Below are 18,636 nucleotides of genomic sequence, written 5' to 3'. Positions count from 1 at the left end.
GCAGCCCAGTTCGCATTTAATCAGCAATCCGATGCAATACAAGAAACACGAGAAGGAGCATCGATATGTCTAACGGCCTGCCCGACCGGCTGCTGCCCGGTTCACCCTATCCGCTTGGCGCGACATGGGACGGGCTGGGCACGAACTTCGCGGTGTTCTCGGCGCACGCGTGGCGCATCGAACTCTGCCTGTTCGATCCGACCGGGCGCAAGGAGCGCACGCGCTACACGCTGCCCGAATGCACCGACGAAATCTGGCACGGCTATCTGCCTGGCGCGCATCCGGGCACCGTCTACGGTTTGCGCGCGCATGGGCCTTATCAGCCGCATCAAGGCCATCGTTTCAATCCGTACAAGTTGCTGCTGGACCCCTACGCGCGCAAGCTCGTCGGCCAGTTCCGCTGGTCCGATACGCTCTACGGCTATCGCGTGCATTCGAACCGTGTCGACCTCTCGCTCGATCGCCGCGACTCCGCACCCGCGATGCCCAAGGCCGTCGTGAGCCACGACGCCTTCGACTGGTCGCGCGACGTGCGCCCTAACACGCCCTGGAGCAAGACCGTCATCTACGAGGCGCATCTGCGCGGCATCTCGATGATGCGTCACGATCTGCGCACGCATACGCGCGGCACCTTCGCCGCGCTCGGCATGCCGTATTTCATCGACCATCTGCACAAGCTTGGCGTCACCGCCGTGGAACTGTTGCCCGTGCACGCGTTTCTCACCGAGCGCTTTCTGGTCGAGCGCGGGCTGCGCAACTACTGGGGCTACAACACGGCAGCGTTCTTCGCGCCGGAGCCCTCGTATCTCTCAGGCTACGACACCGACGAAATGCGCATCGCCGTGCGCCAGTTGCACGCGGCGGGCATCGAGGTATTGCTCGATGTTGTCTACAACCACACTTGCGAAAGCGGCGAAGTCGGACCGACGGTCTCCTGGCGCGGGCTCGACAACGCCTGCTATTACCGCTGCGTGCCTGGCGACGAACGCCACCTCATCAACGACACCGGTTGCGGCAACACGCTCAATCTCTCGCATCCGCGGGTCTTGCAGATGGTGGTGGATTCGCTGCGCTATTGGGTCACCTCGTACGGCATCGACGGCTTTCGCTTCGATCTGGGCGTGACGCTCGGCCGCGAAGCGCATGGTTTCGATCCCGCCAGCGGATTCTTCGACGTGTTGCGCCAGGACCCCGTGCTCGCGCAGGTCAAGCTGATTTCCGAGCCGTGGGACGTGGGCCCCGGCGGCTATCAACTGGGCAACCATCCGCCGGGCTTCGCCGAATGGAACGACCGCTTTCGCGACAGCGTGCGGCGTTACTGGCGCGGCGCGCCCAGCCAGCGCGCGGACCTCGCCGCGCGCCTCACGGGTTCGGCCGACCTGTTCGACCGGCGCAAGCGTCGTCCGTGGGCCTCGCTCAATTTCGTGACCTCGCACGATGGCTTCACGCTCGCCGATCTGGTGTCGTACGAACACAAGCACAACGAAGCGAATGGCGAAGACAATCGCGACGGCCACAACGAAAACTGGAGCGCGAACTGGGGCGTGGAAGGCCCGACCGACGATCCCGCCATTCTCGACACGCGCGCCCGCGTCACGCGTTCGATGCTGGCGACGCTGTGCATCGCGCTCGGCACGCCGATGCTGCTCGCCGGCGACGAAACCGGCCGCACCCAGCATGGCAACAACAACGCCTACTGCCAGGACAACGAGATTTCCTGGCTCGACTGGACACTCGCGGCGACGCCGCAAGGCGAGGCGATGACGGCATTCGCCGCGCGCGCCATTGCGTTGCGCCGGGACCATCCCTTGCTGCGGGAGACGCATTTTCTGTTCGGCGACCGCGAGGTGCTGCCCGGCATCCACGACATCGACTGGTTCGACGAGCACGGCGAGCCGCTCTCGCCCGCGGCATGGCAGGACCCCGAGGCGCGCGCGTTTGCGGTGCGGCGCGCGGGACCGGGACTCGACGGCGAAATGGAAGTATTGTTAATGATGCTGAACGCCTCGACGCATGCGGTGAAGTTCACGGCGCCTGCGCCGCGCCTCGCGTGGTTCGTGACGCTCGACACCGCGCATCCCGATGAGCCGCCACATGCGCTAAACGACGGGACGTTCGAGGTCGCCGCGCACACGCTCGTGGTGCTGTGCGCGCGGCATACGCGCTACGCCGGACACGACTCGACGGCAAATGCCGCAAGTGCTGGCAAAACGCCGCCACCCGACCCGCGCCAGCCGCCCGCCGCAGCGCCGGCCACGGGCCCGGATGAACACGCTGCTGGATAGCCACAGGAACTGGCCATGACCCTGCATCCGAACGATCTGAACAATCCGCACGATCAGCACAATCCGTGCGATCAGCCCATGCAACACCCGTCGCACGAACCGCATGCCCGCCATTTCATGCACTGTCTGCCATTCGGCGCGCAGTTGACGGGCGCGGCGCTCGCGCAGCCGCATACGCGCTTTCGCTTCTGGGCACCTTCATGCAGCGCCGTGCAGGTGGTATTCGAGCGCGACGATGCGCACGAGGCACCCGCCCCGCTCGACATGACGCCGTCCCACAATGGCTGGTTCGAAGCGCAGGCGCTATGCGGGCCCGGCACGCGCTATCGCTACCGCATCGACGGCGGGCAACTCGTTCCCGACCCCGCTTCGCGCTTCCAGCCGCACGGCGTACATGGCCCGAGCGAAGTGCTCGATGCACGCGCTTACGCCTGGCAGCATGCGCAATGGCAGGGCCGTCCGTGGGAAGAAACCGTGCTCTACGAACTGCATGTGGGCGCGCTCGGCGGCTATCGCGGCGTGATGAAGCGTTTGCCCGCGCTCGCGGCGATCGGCATCACGGCCATCGAACTGATGCCCCTGAACGACTATCCCGGCGAGCGTGGCTGGGGCTACGACGTCGTGCTGCCCTATGCGCCGCATGCGGCCTACGGCACACCCGACGAACTCAAGGCGTTGATCGATACGGCGCACGGACTCGGATTGCAGGTGTTTCTCGACGTGGTCTACAACCACTTCGGGCCGGACGGCAACTGGCTCGGCCAGTACGCGAAACCCTTCTTCAAGGCGGGCACGCATACGCCGTGGGGCGAAGCGCTCGACTTCGCGCGCCCCGAAGTGCGCGACTTCTATAGCGACAACGCACTCTACTGGCTCACCGAATATCGCTTCGACGGCCTGCGTCTGGACGCCGTGCACGCGATCGACAATCCCGACTGGCTGCGCGAACTCGCCGATCATGTGCAGGCGCGCGTGGAGCCGGGCCGCCATGTGCATCTGGTGCTGGAAAACGAGCATAACGAAGCGAATCTGCTGGAGACGCACTTCAGCGCCCAATGGAACGACGACGCCCATCACGCGCTGCATGTCATGCTCACCGGCGAATCGGAGGGCTATTACCGCGCCTTCACCGATCACCCGATCCAGAAGCTCGCACGCGCACTGAGCGAAGGTTTCGTCTATCAGGGCGATCCGTCGCCGGTCCATGACGGCAAGCCGCGCGGCGAGCCAAGCGGGCATCTGCCGCCCACCTCGTTCGTGATGTTTCTGCAAAATCACGACCAGATCGGCAACCGCGCGTTCGGCGAGCGCCTGCGCACGCTCGCCGACGACGATGCGCTGCGCGCGGCCACGGCGCTGCTGCTGCTCTCGCCGCAGATTCCGCTGCTGTTCATGGAAGAGGAATATGGCTCGACGCAGCCGTTCCTGTTTTTCACGGGTTTCGAAGGCGATCTCGCCGATGCGGTGCGCGAAGGTCGTCGCCGCGAATTCAAGGCCTTTAGCGCCTTCGGCGATGCGAAGCGGCGCGAGGAAATTCCCGATCCGAACGATCCGCAGACCTTCATCCGCTCGTCGCCGCCCGCCGATGCGCCGCTCGACGACGAACGGCGCGACTGGATGCACTTCTATCAATCCGCGCTCACGGTGCGTGCGCGTCTGCTGACGCCACGTCTGCGCCACGCGCGCGCGCTCGGCGCGACGGTGATCGCCGACGACGAGGGCAACGGCCAACGCGCGCTGATAGCACGCTGGCGTCTCGACGATGGCGAGACCTATACGATCGCGCTCAATCTCGGCCACGACGGCGTGCGGCTCGATGCTCGCCCCGAAGGCATGGTGGTGTTCGAAACGCCACCGCGCGCGCGCGACTACGCTGACAACGGCGTGCTGCCCGAAAGCGCCTGCATCGCATGGCTGACCGGCAACGTGCCCGACTACGCACTGCATCACGACGCGCGCGCGGTGCGGCGCGAGGAGCCGCTGGCATGAACAGCACAAATAGCGCGCGCCACGGCGAAGCGCTTGCGGAACTGGCCCAGCGCGCGGGTTTCGAAGTCGAATGGTCGGACGCCCACGGCATCACACAGCGCGTGCCGGACAGCACGCTCGAAGCGTTGCTCGAATGCGCGGGCTTGCCCTGCGCGAACGCCACGCAGTTGCGCCATAGCGTTTCGGTCCTGAACGCCGAGCAGTCGTCGCGCCGCCTGCCTCCGCTCATCACCGCCGAATACGAGAGCGCGATCGAATTGCCCGCCTCGGCGGTTCGCACCGGCAGTCACTATCGCATCGACCTGGAGAACGGCGAGCATATCGAAGGCCGCTTCACCTCGCCCAAGGGCGCACCCGCGCTGCTCGCTCCGCTCCCGGAGCCGGGCTATCACACGCTCAGCGTCAACGATCACCGGCTCACGATTGCCGTCGCGCCGCCGCGCTGTCATAACGTAGCCGATGCCTGGCGCGCGCGTCATGGCGACGATGCCCTGCACGTCCCGCCGCTCTGGGGCGTCGCCGCACAATTGTATGGACTCCGACGCAAAGGCGATGGCGGCATCGGCGATTACACGGCGCTGGCCACGCTCGCCACGCAAAGCGGCCGGCACGGCGCGCAGGCGCTCGCGGTCAGTCCCACGCACGCGATGTTCTGCGCGGATCCCGGCCACTTCAGTCCGTATTCGCCTTCCTCCAGACTCTGGCTCAACGTCACGCATATCGACCCGGCCGCGGTATTCGGCGAACAGGCCGCGCGCGAAGCCGCCGACGCGGCGCAGACTGGCGATGCAGGGCGCGAACTCGAAGCGCTGTCGCTGATCGACTGGCAGCGCGCCGCGCCGCTCAAACTCAAAGTCCTGCGCGTGCTGTTCGAGCGCTTCGACGCCACCGAACGCACGAGCCGTTCGCCGCGCGCCGCCGCCTTCGACGCCTTCTGCGCGCGCGGCGGCGAGGCGCTCGAAGATCACGCGCGTTTCGAGGCGCTTCAGGAAGCCATGCTCAGCGGCGACTCGGGTGCGTACCACTGGCGCGACTGGCCCGAAGCGCTGCGCGACCCGCGCAGCCCTGCGGTGACGACTTTCGCAACGGAGCGTCGCCGCGAAGTGGACTTCTATCGCTTCCTGCAATGGCTCGCCGCCGAAGGGCTTTCGCAGGCGCAGCGCGCCGCGCGCGAGGCGGGCATGGCGATCGGTCTCGTCGCCGATCTCGCCGTAGGTTGCGACGGTGCGGGCTCGCATGCCTGGTCGCTGCCCAACGACATGTTGCAGCGCGTCTCGGTGGGCGCGCCGCCCGATATCTTCAACCAGGCCGGACAAAGCTGGGGGCTCACCACGTTCTCGCCGCGCGCGATGCACAACAACGGCTTTCGCGCCTTCATCGACATGCTGCGCGCCGCGTTCGCCCACGCGGGCGGCGTGCGCATCGACCATATCCTCGGGCTGCGGCGGCTGTGGCTCGTGCCCGAGGGCGAGAGCGCAAAGCACGGCGCGTATCTGCGCTATCCGTTCGACGATCTCGTGCGCCTGATCGCACTCGAATCGTGGCGGCATCGTGCGATCGTGATCGGCGAGGATCTGGGCACCGTGCCGCCGGGCCTGCGCGAGCGGCTGGCCGCGCATGGACTCTATGGCATTCGCGTGCTCTGGTTCGAGCGCGAGGGGCACGGCTTTCTGCCGCCCGCGCGCTACGACGCGCACGGCATCGCCACCACCACCACGCACGATCTGGCGACGGTCGCGGGCTGGTGGCAAGGCGCCGATATCGACTGGCGCAACCGCATCGGCCAGACCCTGCCGCGCGCGGACGGGCGCGACCCGGTCGCGCTCGAACACGCACAGCGCGACGCCGACCGCGCCGCGCTCTGGCACGCGCTCCAGCAGACCGGCTTCGCGCCACGCGAAGCGGCCGAACCGCCGCCGGACGATCCGCCCGTCGATGGCGCGCTCGGTTACGTGGCCGCCAGTGCGAGCCCGCTCGTGACCTGCCCGCTCGAAGACCTGCTCGGCATGGCCGATCAGCCGAACCTGCCCGGCTCCATCGACGAACATCCGAACTGGCGGCAGCGCCTGCCGCTGCCCGTCGACGTCCTGTTCGCCGATCCCGCGTTCGCCGCGCGCGTGGAGACGATCGTGCACGCACGCGAATGCGCGGGTACGGCGGATGCAGCAAGGCGCAGCACGGGCGCGGAATCCGCCTCGCCCCCCGTACCGCCGACGCCATGACACTTCCCCGCGCCACGCTGCGCCTGCAGCTTCATCACGCTTTCACCTTCGACGACGCGCTCGCGCAACTCGACTACTTCACCACGCTCGGCGTGAGCCATCTGTATCTCTCGCCGATCACGACGGCCCAGCCCGGCTCGATGCACGGCTACGACACGGTCGACTACGGTACGGTGAGCGCGGAGCTCGGCGGCGAAGGGGCGCTGCGACGCCTCGCCGATGCCGTCCACGCGCGCGGCATGGGTCTCGTCGTGGACACCGTGCCGAACCACATGGGCGTGGGCGGCGCGCACAACGCGTGGTGGCTCGATATTCTCGAATGGGGGCGGCATAGCGCGTTCGCGCGCCACTTCGACGTGGACTGGCACTCGCCCGACCCGGCGCTGCGCGGCAAGGTGCTGATGCCGTTTCTGGGCGCGCAGTACGGCGAAGAACTCGCGGCCGGCCGTATCGAACTGAAGTTCGACGCGCTTGCTACGCGCTTTTTTGTGCAATACGGGCCGCACGTGTGCCCGATCTGTCCGATCGACTATGCGGCGCTGCTGCAATCGGCCAATCGCGCCGATCTGAGCGCCCTCGCCGCGTCGTTCCAGGGCCTCACCACGCAGCCCGACGATCAGGTACGCGCCGCCGCCGCGCGCGACGCCCTGCGCGAATTCGTCGAGCGCGAAGGGACGGCCGCGATCGAATTCGTTCTGGAATCCTATCGAAGCGATGATCCCGTGCCACGCGACCGCCTGCACCGACTGCTGGAGCGCCAGCATTTCCGGCTCGCGTGGTGGCGCACGGCGGCGGACGAGGTGAACTGGCGGCGCTTCTTCGACGTGAGCGCACTCGCGGGCGTGCGGGTGGAGCGTCATGACGTATTCGAAGCGGTGCACAAGCTCATCTTCCGCCTCTATGCGGACGGCGTGATCGACGGCCTGCGGATCGACCACATCGACGGACTCGCCGATCCGCGCGAATACTGCGAGCGGCTGCGCCAGCGGCTCGCGACGTTGCGCGCGGGCGCGCCGTATATCGTCGTCGAAAAGATCCTTGCGCGCGGCGAGGCGCTGCGCGATGACTGGCCCGTGCAAGGCACGACTGGCTACGACTTCATGAACGACGTGGGCGCCCTGCTGCACGATCCGGCAGGGGCCGCGCCGCTGGCGCAAACGTGGGCCGCGATCTCGGGCGAGGACGCGACATTCGCGCAGGTGGCGCTCGACGCGCGCCGCGAAGTGCTGAACGTGTCGCTCGCGGCGGAACTCGATCATGCGGCGCGCGCGCTGCACCGTATCGCGCGCGAGCAGCCGGGCACGCGCGACTTCACTTATGCGAGCGTGCTTCGCACCGTCGCGCAACTGGCCATGCATTTTCCGGTGTATCGGATCTATCCGGTCAATGGTTTGCGCGGCGCGCTCGACAGCCGCTATTTCAATGTCGCGCTGGAAGCTGCGCGCCGTGCGTTGCCGCGTGCGAATCTCGGCGCGCTCGAGCAGGTCGATGCCTGGCTCGGCGCACGCGCGCCGGACGCCGCGAACGGCAATGCGGCGAAAGCGACGCGCGTGAGCAATGCCAGCGCAAGCAACGCGAAACATGGCGGACAGAATCCGCCAGCCGCGCCCTTGAGCCACGCACTGATCGCGCAGCGCACGGCACTTGCGTTGTTCTCGCAACTCACCGCGCCGCTTGCAGCGAAGGCGACCGAAGATACCGCGCTTTATCGCTACGGCCGCCTGCTCTCGCGTAACGACGTGGGCACCGATCCCGACGATTTTTCGCTCAGCGTGGCCGAATTTCACGCTGCCAACGTGCAGCGCCAGCGCCGCACGCCTTATGCGCTGCTCGCCACCGCCACCCACGACCACAAGCGCGGCGAGGACGTGCGCGCTCGCCTCGCCGTGCTCAGCGAGATCGCGCCAGAGTGGGACGCGACGCTGCGCGCCTGGTCGATGCTCAACCAGCCACAGCGGCGCAACGGCACCCCATCGAACGCCGACACCGCGCCGTGGTCGCCCGGCCCCACCGCCGAGGCAATGCTCTATCAGACGCTCGTGGGCTGCTGGCCGCCGCAACTCGATCCCGCCGATGAAGCGGGTGTGCGCGCGCTGGCCGAACGCGTCGCGCAATGGCAACTAAAAGCGTTGCGCGAAGCGAAACTACGCACCAATTGGCTCCTGCCCGACGAAGCCTATGAGTCGGAGTGCCAGGCATTTCTCTTCGACATCCTCGCGCCGCAGCAACGTGACGGCTTCCTGCCTGCGCTGGCCGCTTTCGTCGCGCGCGTAGCACCGGCTGGCGCCGTGAATACGCTATTGCAAACCGTGCTGCGCCTCACCTCGCCGGGCGTGCCCGATCTCTATCAAGGCACGGAGCTTTGGGATTTCAGTCTCGTCGATCCCGACAATCGCAGGCCCGTGGACTATGCGCAGCGCGCGGCAGCGCTCGACGACACTTCGCCTGCCATCAAGCTCGCGAACTGGCGCGACGCGCATGTGAAGCAGGCCGTGATCCACCGGCTGCTCGCACTGCGCGAGCGCGCTACGGGTCTGCTGCGTGAAGGGGAATATTGGCCGCTCGACGTGCGCGGCGCGCTGGCCGCGCATGCGATCGCGTTCGTGCGCCGTCACGGCGATCGCTGGGCGGTCATCGTCGGCACACGGCACGCGGCAAAGTTACTCGACGGCGACTTGCCGCTGGTCGCGCCCGCGCGTTGGGGCGATACCGCCATCGCGCTGCCGAAGGATTGCCCGGCATCGGCGCTGCACGACTGGCTGGCCGATGCGGACCACAGCGCCAGCAAGGACGGCGCGTCAGGCGATCAAGCCAACCTGCTCTATCTGCGCGACGTGCTGGCTGCGTTGCCGGTTGCAGTCCTCACGAATCTCACGCGAGCCTGAGGTCAACCGCGCTCAACTGAGGATCAACCGCCCTCGTCTTCCAGATCCTTCGGGTACACGCGGACCAGGATGATGCGCGGGCCCTTCATCTTCTTCACGACAATGTCGAAGCGGTCGAACGACACGCGTTGCCCTTCGGTCGGCAGATCGTTGAGCGCGTGGATCACGAGGCCGCCCACCGATTCGGCGCGTCCTTCGTCGATGTCGATACCCAGCGCCTGCTCCAGCGACACCACCGGCAGACTGCCGCGGCCCATCAGCGTGCCGTCGTCCATGCGGGTCCAGTCGGTATCGGCCTGATGGAACTCGTCGTGAATCTGGCCCACCAGTGCGCCCAGCAGATTGTCGAGCGTGAGGAAGCCGCTCGGCCGCATACCCTTGCGTCCGACCAGCGCGAAGTGCGGCGCACCCTTGCGAAAGCGCCGGAATAGCGCGAGCGCGGGCGCTTCGGGCTTCACGTACTGCACCGGGCGCACGAACTTGCCGAGGTCGTCGAGCGTGTGACCGGCCTCGCGCGCGAGCAACAGATCCTTCAGGTGAATGAGTCCCGCGACCTGTTCGCCCGATGCATCCTCGAACAGCGGATAGCGGCTAAAGCGATGGCGAGCGACGATCTGCATGTTCTCGCGCAAGGAGAGATCGCGACGCAGCCCCACCATCTCGTGCGCGGGGCGCATGAGGTCGGAGACGGTCAGGCGCGAGAAGTCGAGCGAGTGGGCCAGCGTGTTCCATTCGTCCACGCTCAGCGAGTTCGCGTTGGCGGCGGCGCCGTGTGCGTGCACGGCGGCCGCCTCGCGCGCCGGGCGCCCGCGTGCCTCGCGGCCTTTCGCGCCTGCGTGCGCACCGGTATCGCTGTGCGAGCGCAACGCGGCCTGCGCTTCGGCTTCGGCGGCGGCGCGGCGGCTACGCAGGATCAGCTTGAGTTCTTCCGTCGAATAGTGCGCCTCGCTGCCGTGGTCGGCCGACAAGCCCGCCAGGCGCAGCACCGCATTGGCGCTGGAGTTGAGCACCCAGATCGCCGGATACATCGTCCAGTAGAAGCCGTAGAGCGGCGTGGCGGCCCACAGCGATATTTTCTCGGCTTCGCGGATCGCGAGCGACTTCGGCGCCAGTTCGCCCACCACAATGTGAAGGAACGAAATCGCCGTGAAGGCGAATACCAGCGAAATGCCGTGGATCAGCGCCGGCGAGCTCACGCCCACCAGTTCGAAAACGGGTTCGAGCAATTGCGCGAAGGCAGGCTCGCCGATCCAGCCAAGACCGAGCGAGGCCAGCGTGATGCCGAGCTGACAGGCGGACAGGTAAGCGTCGAGCTGGCCGTGCACCTTGGCGAGCAGACGTCCGCGCAGGCCATGCTCCGCGGCGAGACTTTGCACGCGCGTCGCGCGCAGCTTGACGAGGCCGAATTCGGCCGCGACGAAGAAACCGTTGAGGGCAACGAGCAACAGCGCGCCGACCAGGGCGAAGAGCTGAATCAAGACTTGGGGCTCCGGAAAAGCGAAGCGCTCAGTATAAGGGGTGAAAGAACGCTGTAAGGCATCGACGGCCCGCTCGCGCGGGCGCATCGACTGGCGTTCGGCACATCAGGCGCCGCTGGATGGCACGTTCAGCGTGAGCAATGCCGCCTCGCCTTGCACGAGCGGTTGCGCTTCGAAGCGGCCGCCGTGGGCTTCGGCGACGCGCTGGCAGAGCGCGAGCACCCACGGAAAGCGTCCCTGTTCCTGCGGCTCGCGAGCCTGGGCGCGGGCAAACGGTTCGAACAGATGCGTCAGGGCGTCGTCGGTGAGCGACGCGGGGCTGGCTTGCCAGCGCACTTCGAACTGCGCCGCCGTGGCCGTGGCGCTTACGGCGAGCGTGACCGTGCCGCCCTGCGCGGCGGCTTCCGTGGCGAAGGCCAGCAGCAGCCAGAGCGCCTGGGCCACGCGCTCGCGCCCGGCATCGAGCGTGGCGGCGCGGGGTACGCCCTCCACCGCGATCGTCACGTCGCGCGCGTCGGCGAGCGCGGCGCGCACATCGGCAACGATTTCGTCGATCAGCGCGTCGAGTTCGAACGACGTGCGCTCGATCTGGAGTTTGCGGGTTTCGGCGCGGGTGGTATCGACTAGCGTTTCAAGCAGGTGCACCTGCTGTTCCACGCCCGTGCGGATGCCGCCGAGCGCGCGCTGCGCGGTGGCGTCGGCGCTGTCGATCTTGCGGTCGAGCACATAGGCCCAGCTATGGATGGCATTCAGGGGGCTGCGCAAATCGTGCGAGACGCGCGAAAGCACGTAATCGCGCATGAAAAGCGCGGCCTCGGCACACAGGCGTGCCGTGCGTTCGGTACGGGTAGGGGTGGTCGACGCCATCGTTTCCTCTTCTATCGCCCGCCTGGGCAGGCTGGCCCATCTGGCTGGGCGTGGGCCTCATTATAGGCAGGGGCGCGAAGCCGCGGCGCCATCGCGCGCCCAGTCCCCTTGCGCCCCGTCGAGCCGCATGTGCCGTGCCCGCCTTTCAATCCCTTCACGTGACGCGCCGGCCATGCCTCGCGAGCCTGCAAAGCGCCTACAATAGCGCTTTTACCCAATCCGATTCAGGAGTATTCCATGTCCATCGTGACCACCGCATCCGGCCTCAAGTACGAAGACCTGACCGAAGGCACCGGCGCAGAAGCCACCGCCGGCCAGACGGTCAGCGTGCATTACACCGGCTGGCTGACGGACGGCCAGAAGTTCGATTCGAGCAAGGACCGTAACGACCCGTTCGCCTTCGTGCTGGGCGGCGGCATGGTCATCAAGGGCTGGGACGAAGGCGTCCAGGGTATGAAGGTCGGCGGCGTGCGCAAGCTCACGATTCCGCCGCAACTCGGCTACGGCGTGCGCGGCGCAGGCGGCGTGATTCCGCCGAACGCAACGCTCGTGTTCGAAGTGGAACTGCTCGACGTCTAAGCTGGCGTCAGCGTCAAACGGTGCTCCGTATGAGCGCCGTTTGACGAGTCCGTGCGTTCGCCATGAATCCGCATCATCACACTCCCGTTACCGCCCCCGGCGTCGAATTGCGCCGCTACGGCGCGATCGAAGCCACCGATCTGCACGACTTTCACCAGATCGTGCTCGGGCTCGACGGTTCGATGGAGATGTCGGTCAACGGCGTGGGCGAGCGCATCGACGAATGCTCCGCCTGGCTGATTCCAGCCGGCGCGCAGCACGAATATTCGGGGATCGGCGAGAACTGCCAGTTGGTGCTGGATTTGCCGGCAGCATCGCTCGCGGTGCCTGAACGGCTGTTCGATTCGGCGCGGGCCGTGCGCATCGACCCGGCACTTACGACGCTCGTGCGCCAGATCGCGCAGCGCGCCTCGCTGCCCTTGCATGAGCAGGACAACGATGCCGACTTGCGCGCGCGACGCTTCCATTGGGACGCTTCGGCTCGCCTGTGCGCCGCCGTGATCGCGCAAACCGGTATCGCTGGCGACCCGGTATCGGCGGCAGCGGCCGGGCTGGACTTTACGCGCATCGACCGCTGGCTGCGCGCACATCTGGCGGAACCGCTGCGTATCGCCGATCTCGCCGCGCATTGCGGCTTCGGCATGCGGCGCTTTCATCAGCTCTTTATCGAAGCGTTCGGCGAGACGCCGCATCGCTATCTTCAGCGTCTGCGTCTGGACACGTCGCTCGCGCTGCTTGCGGACCCGCGCTGCTCGCTCACGCAGATCGCGCTCGAAGTGGGCTTCGGCGATCAGAGCGCCTTCACGCACGCCTTTACGCGGCGCTTCGGGCTCGCGCCCGGCCAATGGCGCGCGCTGCCCTCGCACTGAATCACGCTGTTCGCTTCACTCGAAGCGATACTCCCACTGCGCCTGCGCCCCGACTGCGAGGCGTCTGCCCGCACCACTCAAGACTGTCGCGTTCTGCCCGAACGTGAGGCCGCCGTCCACACGCGCGTCGACGCGAAACGTCTGCAACGTATCGAGCGGCTCGTCCGGCCAGTGCGCGTCACGCTCGCCCGTGTGCTGATCGATGGTCGTGATCGGGCAGCGCGAACACGGCTTCACGAAGCGCAGCACCACGTCGTCGTGACCGGCTTCGCCTTCGATCGAAAGCGTATCGATAAAGTCCTCGTCGAATGCCTCGCCGCCATCGACCACGATATTGGGCCGGAAGCGGCTCATCGGCACCGGCGGCGCACCCTTGGCCGCCAGGCGCGCATTGAGATCGGCCAGTGACGACTCGCTTGCGACGAGGATCGGAAAACCATCGGCGAATTGCGTGGGCGCGTCCTGGTCCTGCGTCCATTTCTTGCTCGCAAGCCGCGTGACATCCTGCGCGAAACGTACGAGGCGCACCGGCACGCCCAGCGCGCGCGTGAACCACTGCGCCGCCTCATCGCCTTCGTCGAGCGCCTCGAACGTGTCTTTCCACACCGTCGCGCTCATGCGCGCCTCGTCGCCGCGCGGCGCGAACGGCAGCAGCAGTGAGGCATCCATGCCGTCCATCGAGAGCCTCACGCCGTCTTCCTCGAAGGCCGGAACGATGCGCGCCATCGCCGCGAATTCGCGCTGCGAGACAAACCGTCCCGTTGCGTCCACAACCATCCAGTGACGGTCCCACATCAGCCCTTGCGATTCGAGCTGCGCGCGATCGAGCGCGATCGCGCCACACGATTTCACCGGATAGACGAACAAGCCACGAATCACCGCCATGATGCACTCACTCAAGACAAGAAAAATAACAACGACGCGCCGCCTGCGCTATCACACGCCTGATTGCACGCCATCGAGCCCGCGCGCGAGATCGGTGCGCACGTCCTGCGGATCTTCGAGGCCCACCGCGAGGCGGATCAACCCTTCCGTGATGCCTGCCGCCGCGCGCGCCTCCGGCGCAATGCGACCGTGCGTCGTGGTGGCCGGATGCGTGATGGTCGTGCGCGTGTCGCCCAGATTGCCGGTGATCGAGCAGACCTTCGTGTTGTCGATCACGCGCCAGGCATTCGCACGCTGTGCTTCGGGCGTATCGCCTTTCAGTTCGAACGAAACGATGGCCCCACCCTTCTTCTGCTGACGCTTGGCAAGTTCGTGCTGCGGATGCGATTCGAGGCCCGGGTAATAGACGCGCTTCACGGCCGGATGCGCTTCGAGCCAGCGCGCGATCTCGAGCGCGTTGTCCGATTGCTTCTCCACGCGCAGCGAGAGCGTTTCCATGCCCTTGAGCAGCACCCAGGCGTTGAACGCGGACAGCGTCGGGCCCGCGCTGCGCACGAACGGAAACACCTTCTCCTGGATGAACTGCTTCGAGCCCACCAGCGCGCCGCCGAGCACGCGGCCCTGACCATCGAGGAACTTGGTGGCCGAGTGCATCACGACATCCGCGCCGAACTTGAGCGGTTGTTGCAGCGCCGGGCTACAGAAACAGTTGTCGACGACGAAGAGCGCGCCCGCCGCCTTCGCGATCTTGCTCACGGCTTCGATATCGGCGATCTCGGTGAGCGGGTTCGACGGCGTTTCGAGGAAAAACAGCTTCGTTTCAGGGCGCACAGCGCTTTTCCAGGCATCGAGATCGTGCGGATCGACGAAAGTCGTCGTGATGCCAAAGCGCGGGAATATCTGCGAAAACATGCCGAGCGTCGAGCCAAACAGGCTGCGCGAGCTGACGATGTGATCGCCCTGCTGTAGTGTCGCCATCACCACCGACATGATCGCGGCCATGCCCGAGGCCGTCGCCATGCAGGCTTCACCGCCTTCGAGCGCGGCGAGACGGTCCTGGAACATCGTGACGGTCGGATTCGTGAAACGCGCGTACGTATAGCCGGTTTCGGAGTTGGCGAAACGCTCGGCCGCTTCGGCGGCGCTACCGAAACAAAAGCTCGACGTGAGATAGAGCGCTTCCGAATGTTCGTTGAACTCACTGCGCAGCGTGCCCGAGCGGACCGCCAGCGTGTCGAAGTTGAGGTGATCGTCCATGTCCGTATTTTCCGTAACCAGAGCCGTCGTTCATGTCTGCGCGCCTCACCCAACCCGCACGGCGCAGACGCAAAAAAGCCCGCTTGCGTCAGCGTGAGCTGAGCCGGAAGCGGGCTTCGAGTGCGATCACGGCGAGCGCGGGCAGCGACCCGTACCCGCCGTCGCGTGCATCACTCCACCGAGAGTTGCAGGTGAAGCTGCGAGCGCGTGCCGCCGTCCATCGCGTCGCTCGCGGCGTCGCGATCCGACTGCGATTGCGGTGCGAGGCGCGCGGTCTCGATGTTGTCGAGATACGCGCTCGTGATATCGCCGGTGATGTATTCGCCGTCGAAGCACGAAGCTTCGAAGTCGCCCAGTTCCGGGTTGATATCGCGCACGGCCTTCTTGAGCGCATCCACGTCCTGATAGACGAGGTAGTCCGCGCCGATGATGCGCGCCACTTCCTCGTCCGTGCGGCCATGCGCCACCAGTTCGCCGCGCGTGGGCATGTCGATGCCGTACACGTTCGGGAATTTCACGGGCGGCGCCGCCGACGCGAAGATCACCTTGGTCGCGCCCGCATCGCGCGCCATCTGCACGATTTCGTGCGAGGTGGTGCCGCGCACGATCGAGTCGTCGATGATCAGCACGTTCTTGCCCTTGAACTCGATGCCCATGGCGTTGAGCTTCTGGCGCACCGACTTCTTGCGCATCGCCTGGCCCGGCATGATGAAGGTGCGGCCGACGTAGCGGTTCTTGAAGAAGCCTTCGCGATACTCGACGCCCAGCTTGTTCGCCACCTGCATCGCCGCGGGACGCGACGAATCGGGAATCGGCATGACTACGTCGATCTTCACGTCGGGCAGTTCGCGCTGGATCTTCTCGGCGAGATAGTCGCCCATGCGCAGACGCGCGTTGTAGACCGGCACGCCGTCGAGCACCGAATCCGGACGCGCGAGGTACACGAGTTCGAAGATGCAGGGGTTGAGCGTGGGCGACTCGGCGCATTGCTGCGAGTGGAACTTGCCGTCGAAGTCGATGAACACCGCTTCACCGGGACGCACGTCACGCACGAATTCGAAGCCGATGCCTTCGAGCGCCACCGATTCCGACGCCAGCATCCATTCCGTGCCTTCCGCCGTTTCCTGCTTGCCGATGCACAGCGGGCGAATGCCGAACGGGTCGCGGAACGCGAGCAGACCGTAGCCGGCGATCAGCGAGACGATGGCGTACGAGCCGCGCAGGCGGCGGTGCACGCCCGAGACCGCCTTGAAGAGCGCGGCCGGATCGAGCTCCAGCCCCGTGCTCGCGAGTTGCACTTCGTGCGCGAGCACGTTGAGCAGCACTTCGGTATCGGAACTGGTGTTCACGTGGCGGCGATCCACACGGAACATCTCTTCCTTCAACTGTTGCCAGTTGGTGAGATTACCGTTGTGGGCGAGGACGATGCCGAAAGGCGCGTTCACGTAGAACGGCTGGGCTTCTTCTTCGCTCGACGCCGAGCCGGCCGTCGGGTAACGCACCTGGCCGATGCCGCTGGTGCCGGGCAGGCTACGCATGTTGCGCGTGCGGAACACGTCGCGCACCATGCCGTTGGCCTTATGCATATGGAACGTGCTGCCGTTCGCGGTGGCAATGCCGGCCGCGTCCTGACCACGGTGCTGCAACAGCAGCAGCGCGTCATAGAGGAGCTGATTGACGGGAGAACGGGAAACTACGCCTACGATGCCGCACATGGCAGGTCCTTCAAAAAAGCGAAATCGGTAACGACGCGGTGACGGCGGCCGGCAGAGCCGGCGCGAAGCGCCGCGAAGGGGCATTACTTGTCTTCGGGCCGGGCTTGCGTCACGCGATCAGCTTCTGATCAGACGTGAACGTAGGCCGCGAGCGTCTCGGGCAACAGCGGTTTCAGTTCGTGCACACCCTGCTCGGCATAGGGCCGCAGCAGCGCCTTGCGCCAGAAGTCCTGCTGGGGCAGCTCGGTCAGTCCCGCGAGGACGACGAGAATCAGCACCAGCACGACGCCTCGCACGAGGCCGAACAGCATGCCAAGCGAGCGATCCACGCCGCCCAGCCCGCTCACCTGGACCAGCCGGGTCAGCAATGCATTGCCCACACCCGCGACGAGCACCACGGCGATCACGATCAGCGCGAAGGCGATCAGCCACTGGGTCAGCGCCCCGCCCGGCCAATGCGCGGGAATGAAGGGCACCACACGGTCCACGAAGCGGCATCCCACCACAAAGGCCGCGATCCAGCCGATCAGCCCGAAAATTTCGCCGATGAAGCCACGCCACGCGCCTCGCAGCGCGGACAGCCCCATCACCGCCATTACAGCGTAGTCGAATGCCGTGAACATGGACGGCTTATTCGGCGTTGCCGTTCGAACCGGACGCGAGGCCCGCGCCGCGCACCTTGGCGATCGCCTCCGAGGCGGCCGCGCGATCCGGGAACGGACCCGCGCGCAACAGGGTGCGCGTGGTGCCGTCCGTATCCTTGCGTTGTTCGGTATATGCGGGTACGCCCGCGGCTTTCAACTTGGCGACCCAACGATTCGCGGCGGCGGCGTCCGGGAACGCGCCCAGCTGCACCGCGAAGCGCGCACCCGGCGGCGTGGCGGGCGTGGCCGCGTCGCCATCGGCGCTGTCGTCGCTCGTGTTGTCCGTGGCGGCAGGCTTGCTGCGCGAGGCGAGCGCCGTGGCCGGAGCGGCCGGCTGCGCGGGCTTCGCGGCTGGCTTCTGCGCCTGTGCGGTCTGTGTCGTGGAATTGGACTGCGTCTGCGCCTGTGCGGCAGGCGCGGGTTTGGACGGTGCGCTTTGAGCGGACTGGGCCGCTTGAGCCGCTTTAGCCGTTTGCGTGTTCTGGTTCGCCGTATTGGCGACATTGGCCGCCGCGAGACCCGAGGCGCCCGGCGCAACGTCAGCAGCAGCCGGATTGTCGGGAGCGACGCCTGCCTGGCTGTCCACGTCGTCGTCGCGCGCGGCGTTCTTTGGCGCGGGATGACTCGGGATGTCGATGGCGATGTCGTCGGTAACGGGCTTCGGATGCGAATCCAGCACCATCGGCAGGATCACGATGGCGGCCAGCACCAGCGCGATCGCACCGACGAGGCGGCGGCGGGCGCGCTGCTTTTCGGGCAACGTGGGGTCGAGGAGCATCGCCTCGGCGTCGCGCGTGCGATCCGGCCGGCGGCTACGCCGCTCCACGCGCGTGTTCTGACTGCTCCGCCGGGTGGTGGTGGAGCCCGTGTCGGCACCGCGTCGGCGGGGCGCGTCGTCTTTCTTGCCGAACGAGAAAATTCCCATGTATGGCTGCTTTTGGCCTGTGCGTGGCGGCTTGCA

13 protein-coding genes are annotated in these 18,636 nt (G+C 66.6%); 6 read left to right on the top strand and 7 right to left on the bottom strand.

Going from position 1 to position 18,636, the window contains the following annotated elements; translation table 11 throughout:
* The first annotated feature begins 65 nt into the window (after positions 1-65).
* The 4 genes from glgX to treY all read left to right on the top strand — a co-directional run bounded on the left by glgX (position 66) and on the right by treY (position 9,381).
* Positions 66-2,285: a glycogen debranching protein GlgX gene (glgX, locus tag U5782_RS20855; protein WP_322045779.1), complete on the top strand. Its 2,220-nt coding sequence runs from the start codon at positions 66-68 to the stop codon at positions 2,283-2,285.
* Positions 2,286-2,363: 78 nt separating this feature from the next.
* A complete protein-coding gene (treZ, locus tag U5782_RS20850) occupies positions 2,364-4,274 on the top strand; it encodes a malto-oligosyltrehalose trehalohydrolase (protein WP_322045896.1) in 1,911 nt (636 codons plus the stop codon).
* Complete coding sequence (gene malQ / locus U5782_RS20845; protein WP_322045778.1) at positions 4,271-6,496, top strand: 4-alpha-glucanotransferase; 2,226 nt, start codon at positions 4,271-4,273, stop codon at positions 6,494-6,496. The genes treZ and malQ overlap by 4 nt, the downstream gene beginning before the upstream one ends.
* A complete protein-coding gene (treY, locus tag U5782_RS20840) occupies positions 6,493-9,381 on the top strand; it encodes a malto-oligosyltrehalose synthase (protein WP_322045777.1) in 2,889 nt (962 codons plus the stop codon). Before malQ ends, treY begins: the two co-directional genes overlap by 4 nt.
* Positions 9,382-9,404: 23 nt before the next feature.
* On the opposite strand, the gene U5782_RS20835 is transcribed toward treY, so the two are convergent.
* Both U5782_RS20835 and U5782_RS20830 read right to left on the bottom strand, forming a co-directional pair.
* The gene (locus tag U5782_RS20835) at positions 9,405-10,859 is read right to left on the bottom strand and encodes a hemolysin family protein (RefSeq protein WP_322045776.1); all 1,455 of its coding nucleotides are present in this window, start codon (positions 10,857-10,859) and stop codon (positions 9,405-9,407) included.
* A 105-nt stretch (positions 10,860-10,964) separates the two neighbouring features.
* Complete coding sequence (locus U5782_RS20830; protein ID WP_322045775.1) at positions 10,965-11,726, bottom strand: HAMP domain-containing sensor histidine kinase; 762 nt, start codon at positions 11,724-11,726, stop codon at positions 10,965-10,967.
* A 237-nt stretch (positions 11,727-11,963) separates the two neighbouring features.
* On the opposite strand from U5782_RS20830, the gene U5782_RS20825 reads away from it, so the two are divergent.
* Positions 11,964-12,305, top strand: a complete 342-nt coding sequence (locus U5782_RS20825; protein ID WP_065059993.1) for an FKBP-type peptidyl-prolyl cis-trans isomerase — start codon at positions 11,964-11,966, stop codon at positions 12,303-12,305.
* 62 nt (positions 12,306-12,367) lie between these two features.
* Complete coding sequence (locus tag U5782_RS20820) at positions 12,368-13,174, top strand: AraC family transcriptional regulator (RefSeq protein ID WP_322045774.1); 807 nt, start codon at positions 12,368-12,370, stop codon at positions 13,172-13,174.
* Between the two features lie 15 nt (positions 13,175-13,189).
* Here the strand turns inward: U5782_RS20820 and U5782_RS20815 are convergent, their stop codons facing one another.
* From U5782_RS20815 to U5782_RS20795, 5 genes are all read right to left on the bottom strand, one after another.
* Positions 13,190-14,059, bottom strand: a complete 870-nt coding sequence (locus tag U5782_RS20815; RefSeq protein ID WP_322045773.1) for an MOSC domain-containing protein — start codon at positions 14,057-14,059, stop codon at positions 13,190-13,192.
* A gap of 51 nt (positions 14,060-14,110) precedes the next feature.
* Positions 14,111-15,316: an O-succinylhomoserine sulfhydrylase gene (locus U5782_RS20810; RefSeq protein ID WP_322045772.1), complete on the bottom strand. Its 1,206-nt coding sequence runs from the start codon at positions 15,314-15,316 to the stop codon at positions 14,111-14,113.
* 170 nt (positions 15,317-15,486) lie between these two features.
* Positions 15,487-17,031, bottom strand: coding sequence for an amidophosphoribosyltransferase (gene purF / locus U5782_RS20805; RefSeq protein WP_322045771.1), 1,545 nt, complete (start codon positions 17,029-17,031; stop codon positions 15,487-15,489).
* 128 nt (positions 17,032-17,159) lie between these two features.
* Complete coding sequence (locus tag U5782_RS20800) at positions 17,160-17,654, bottom strand: CvpA family protein (RefSeq protein ID WP_322045770.1); 495 nt, start codon at positions 17,652-17,654, stop codon at positions 17,160-17,162.
* 7 nt (positions 17,655-17,661) lie between these two features.
* On the bottom strand, positions 17,662-18,600 hold the full coding sequence (locus U5782_RS20795) for an SPOR domain-containing protein (protein ID WP_322045769.1): 939 nt from the start codon (positions 18,598-18,600) through the stop codon (positions 17,662-17,664).
* Positions 18,601-18,636 lie beyond the last annotated feature (36 nt).

The sequence above is a fragment of the Paraburkholderia sp. J67 genome, from assembly GCF_905220265.1.
Lineage (GTDB): Bacteria > Pseudomonadota > Gammaproteobacteria > Burkholderiales > Burkholderiaceae > Paraburkholderia.
Note: the sequence above shows the minus strand (reverse complement) of the source record. Positions and strands in the feature narration are given on the sequence as shown.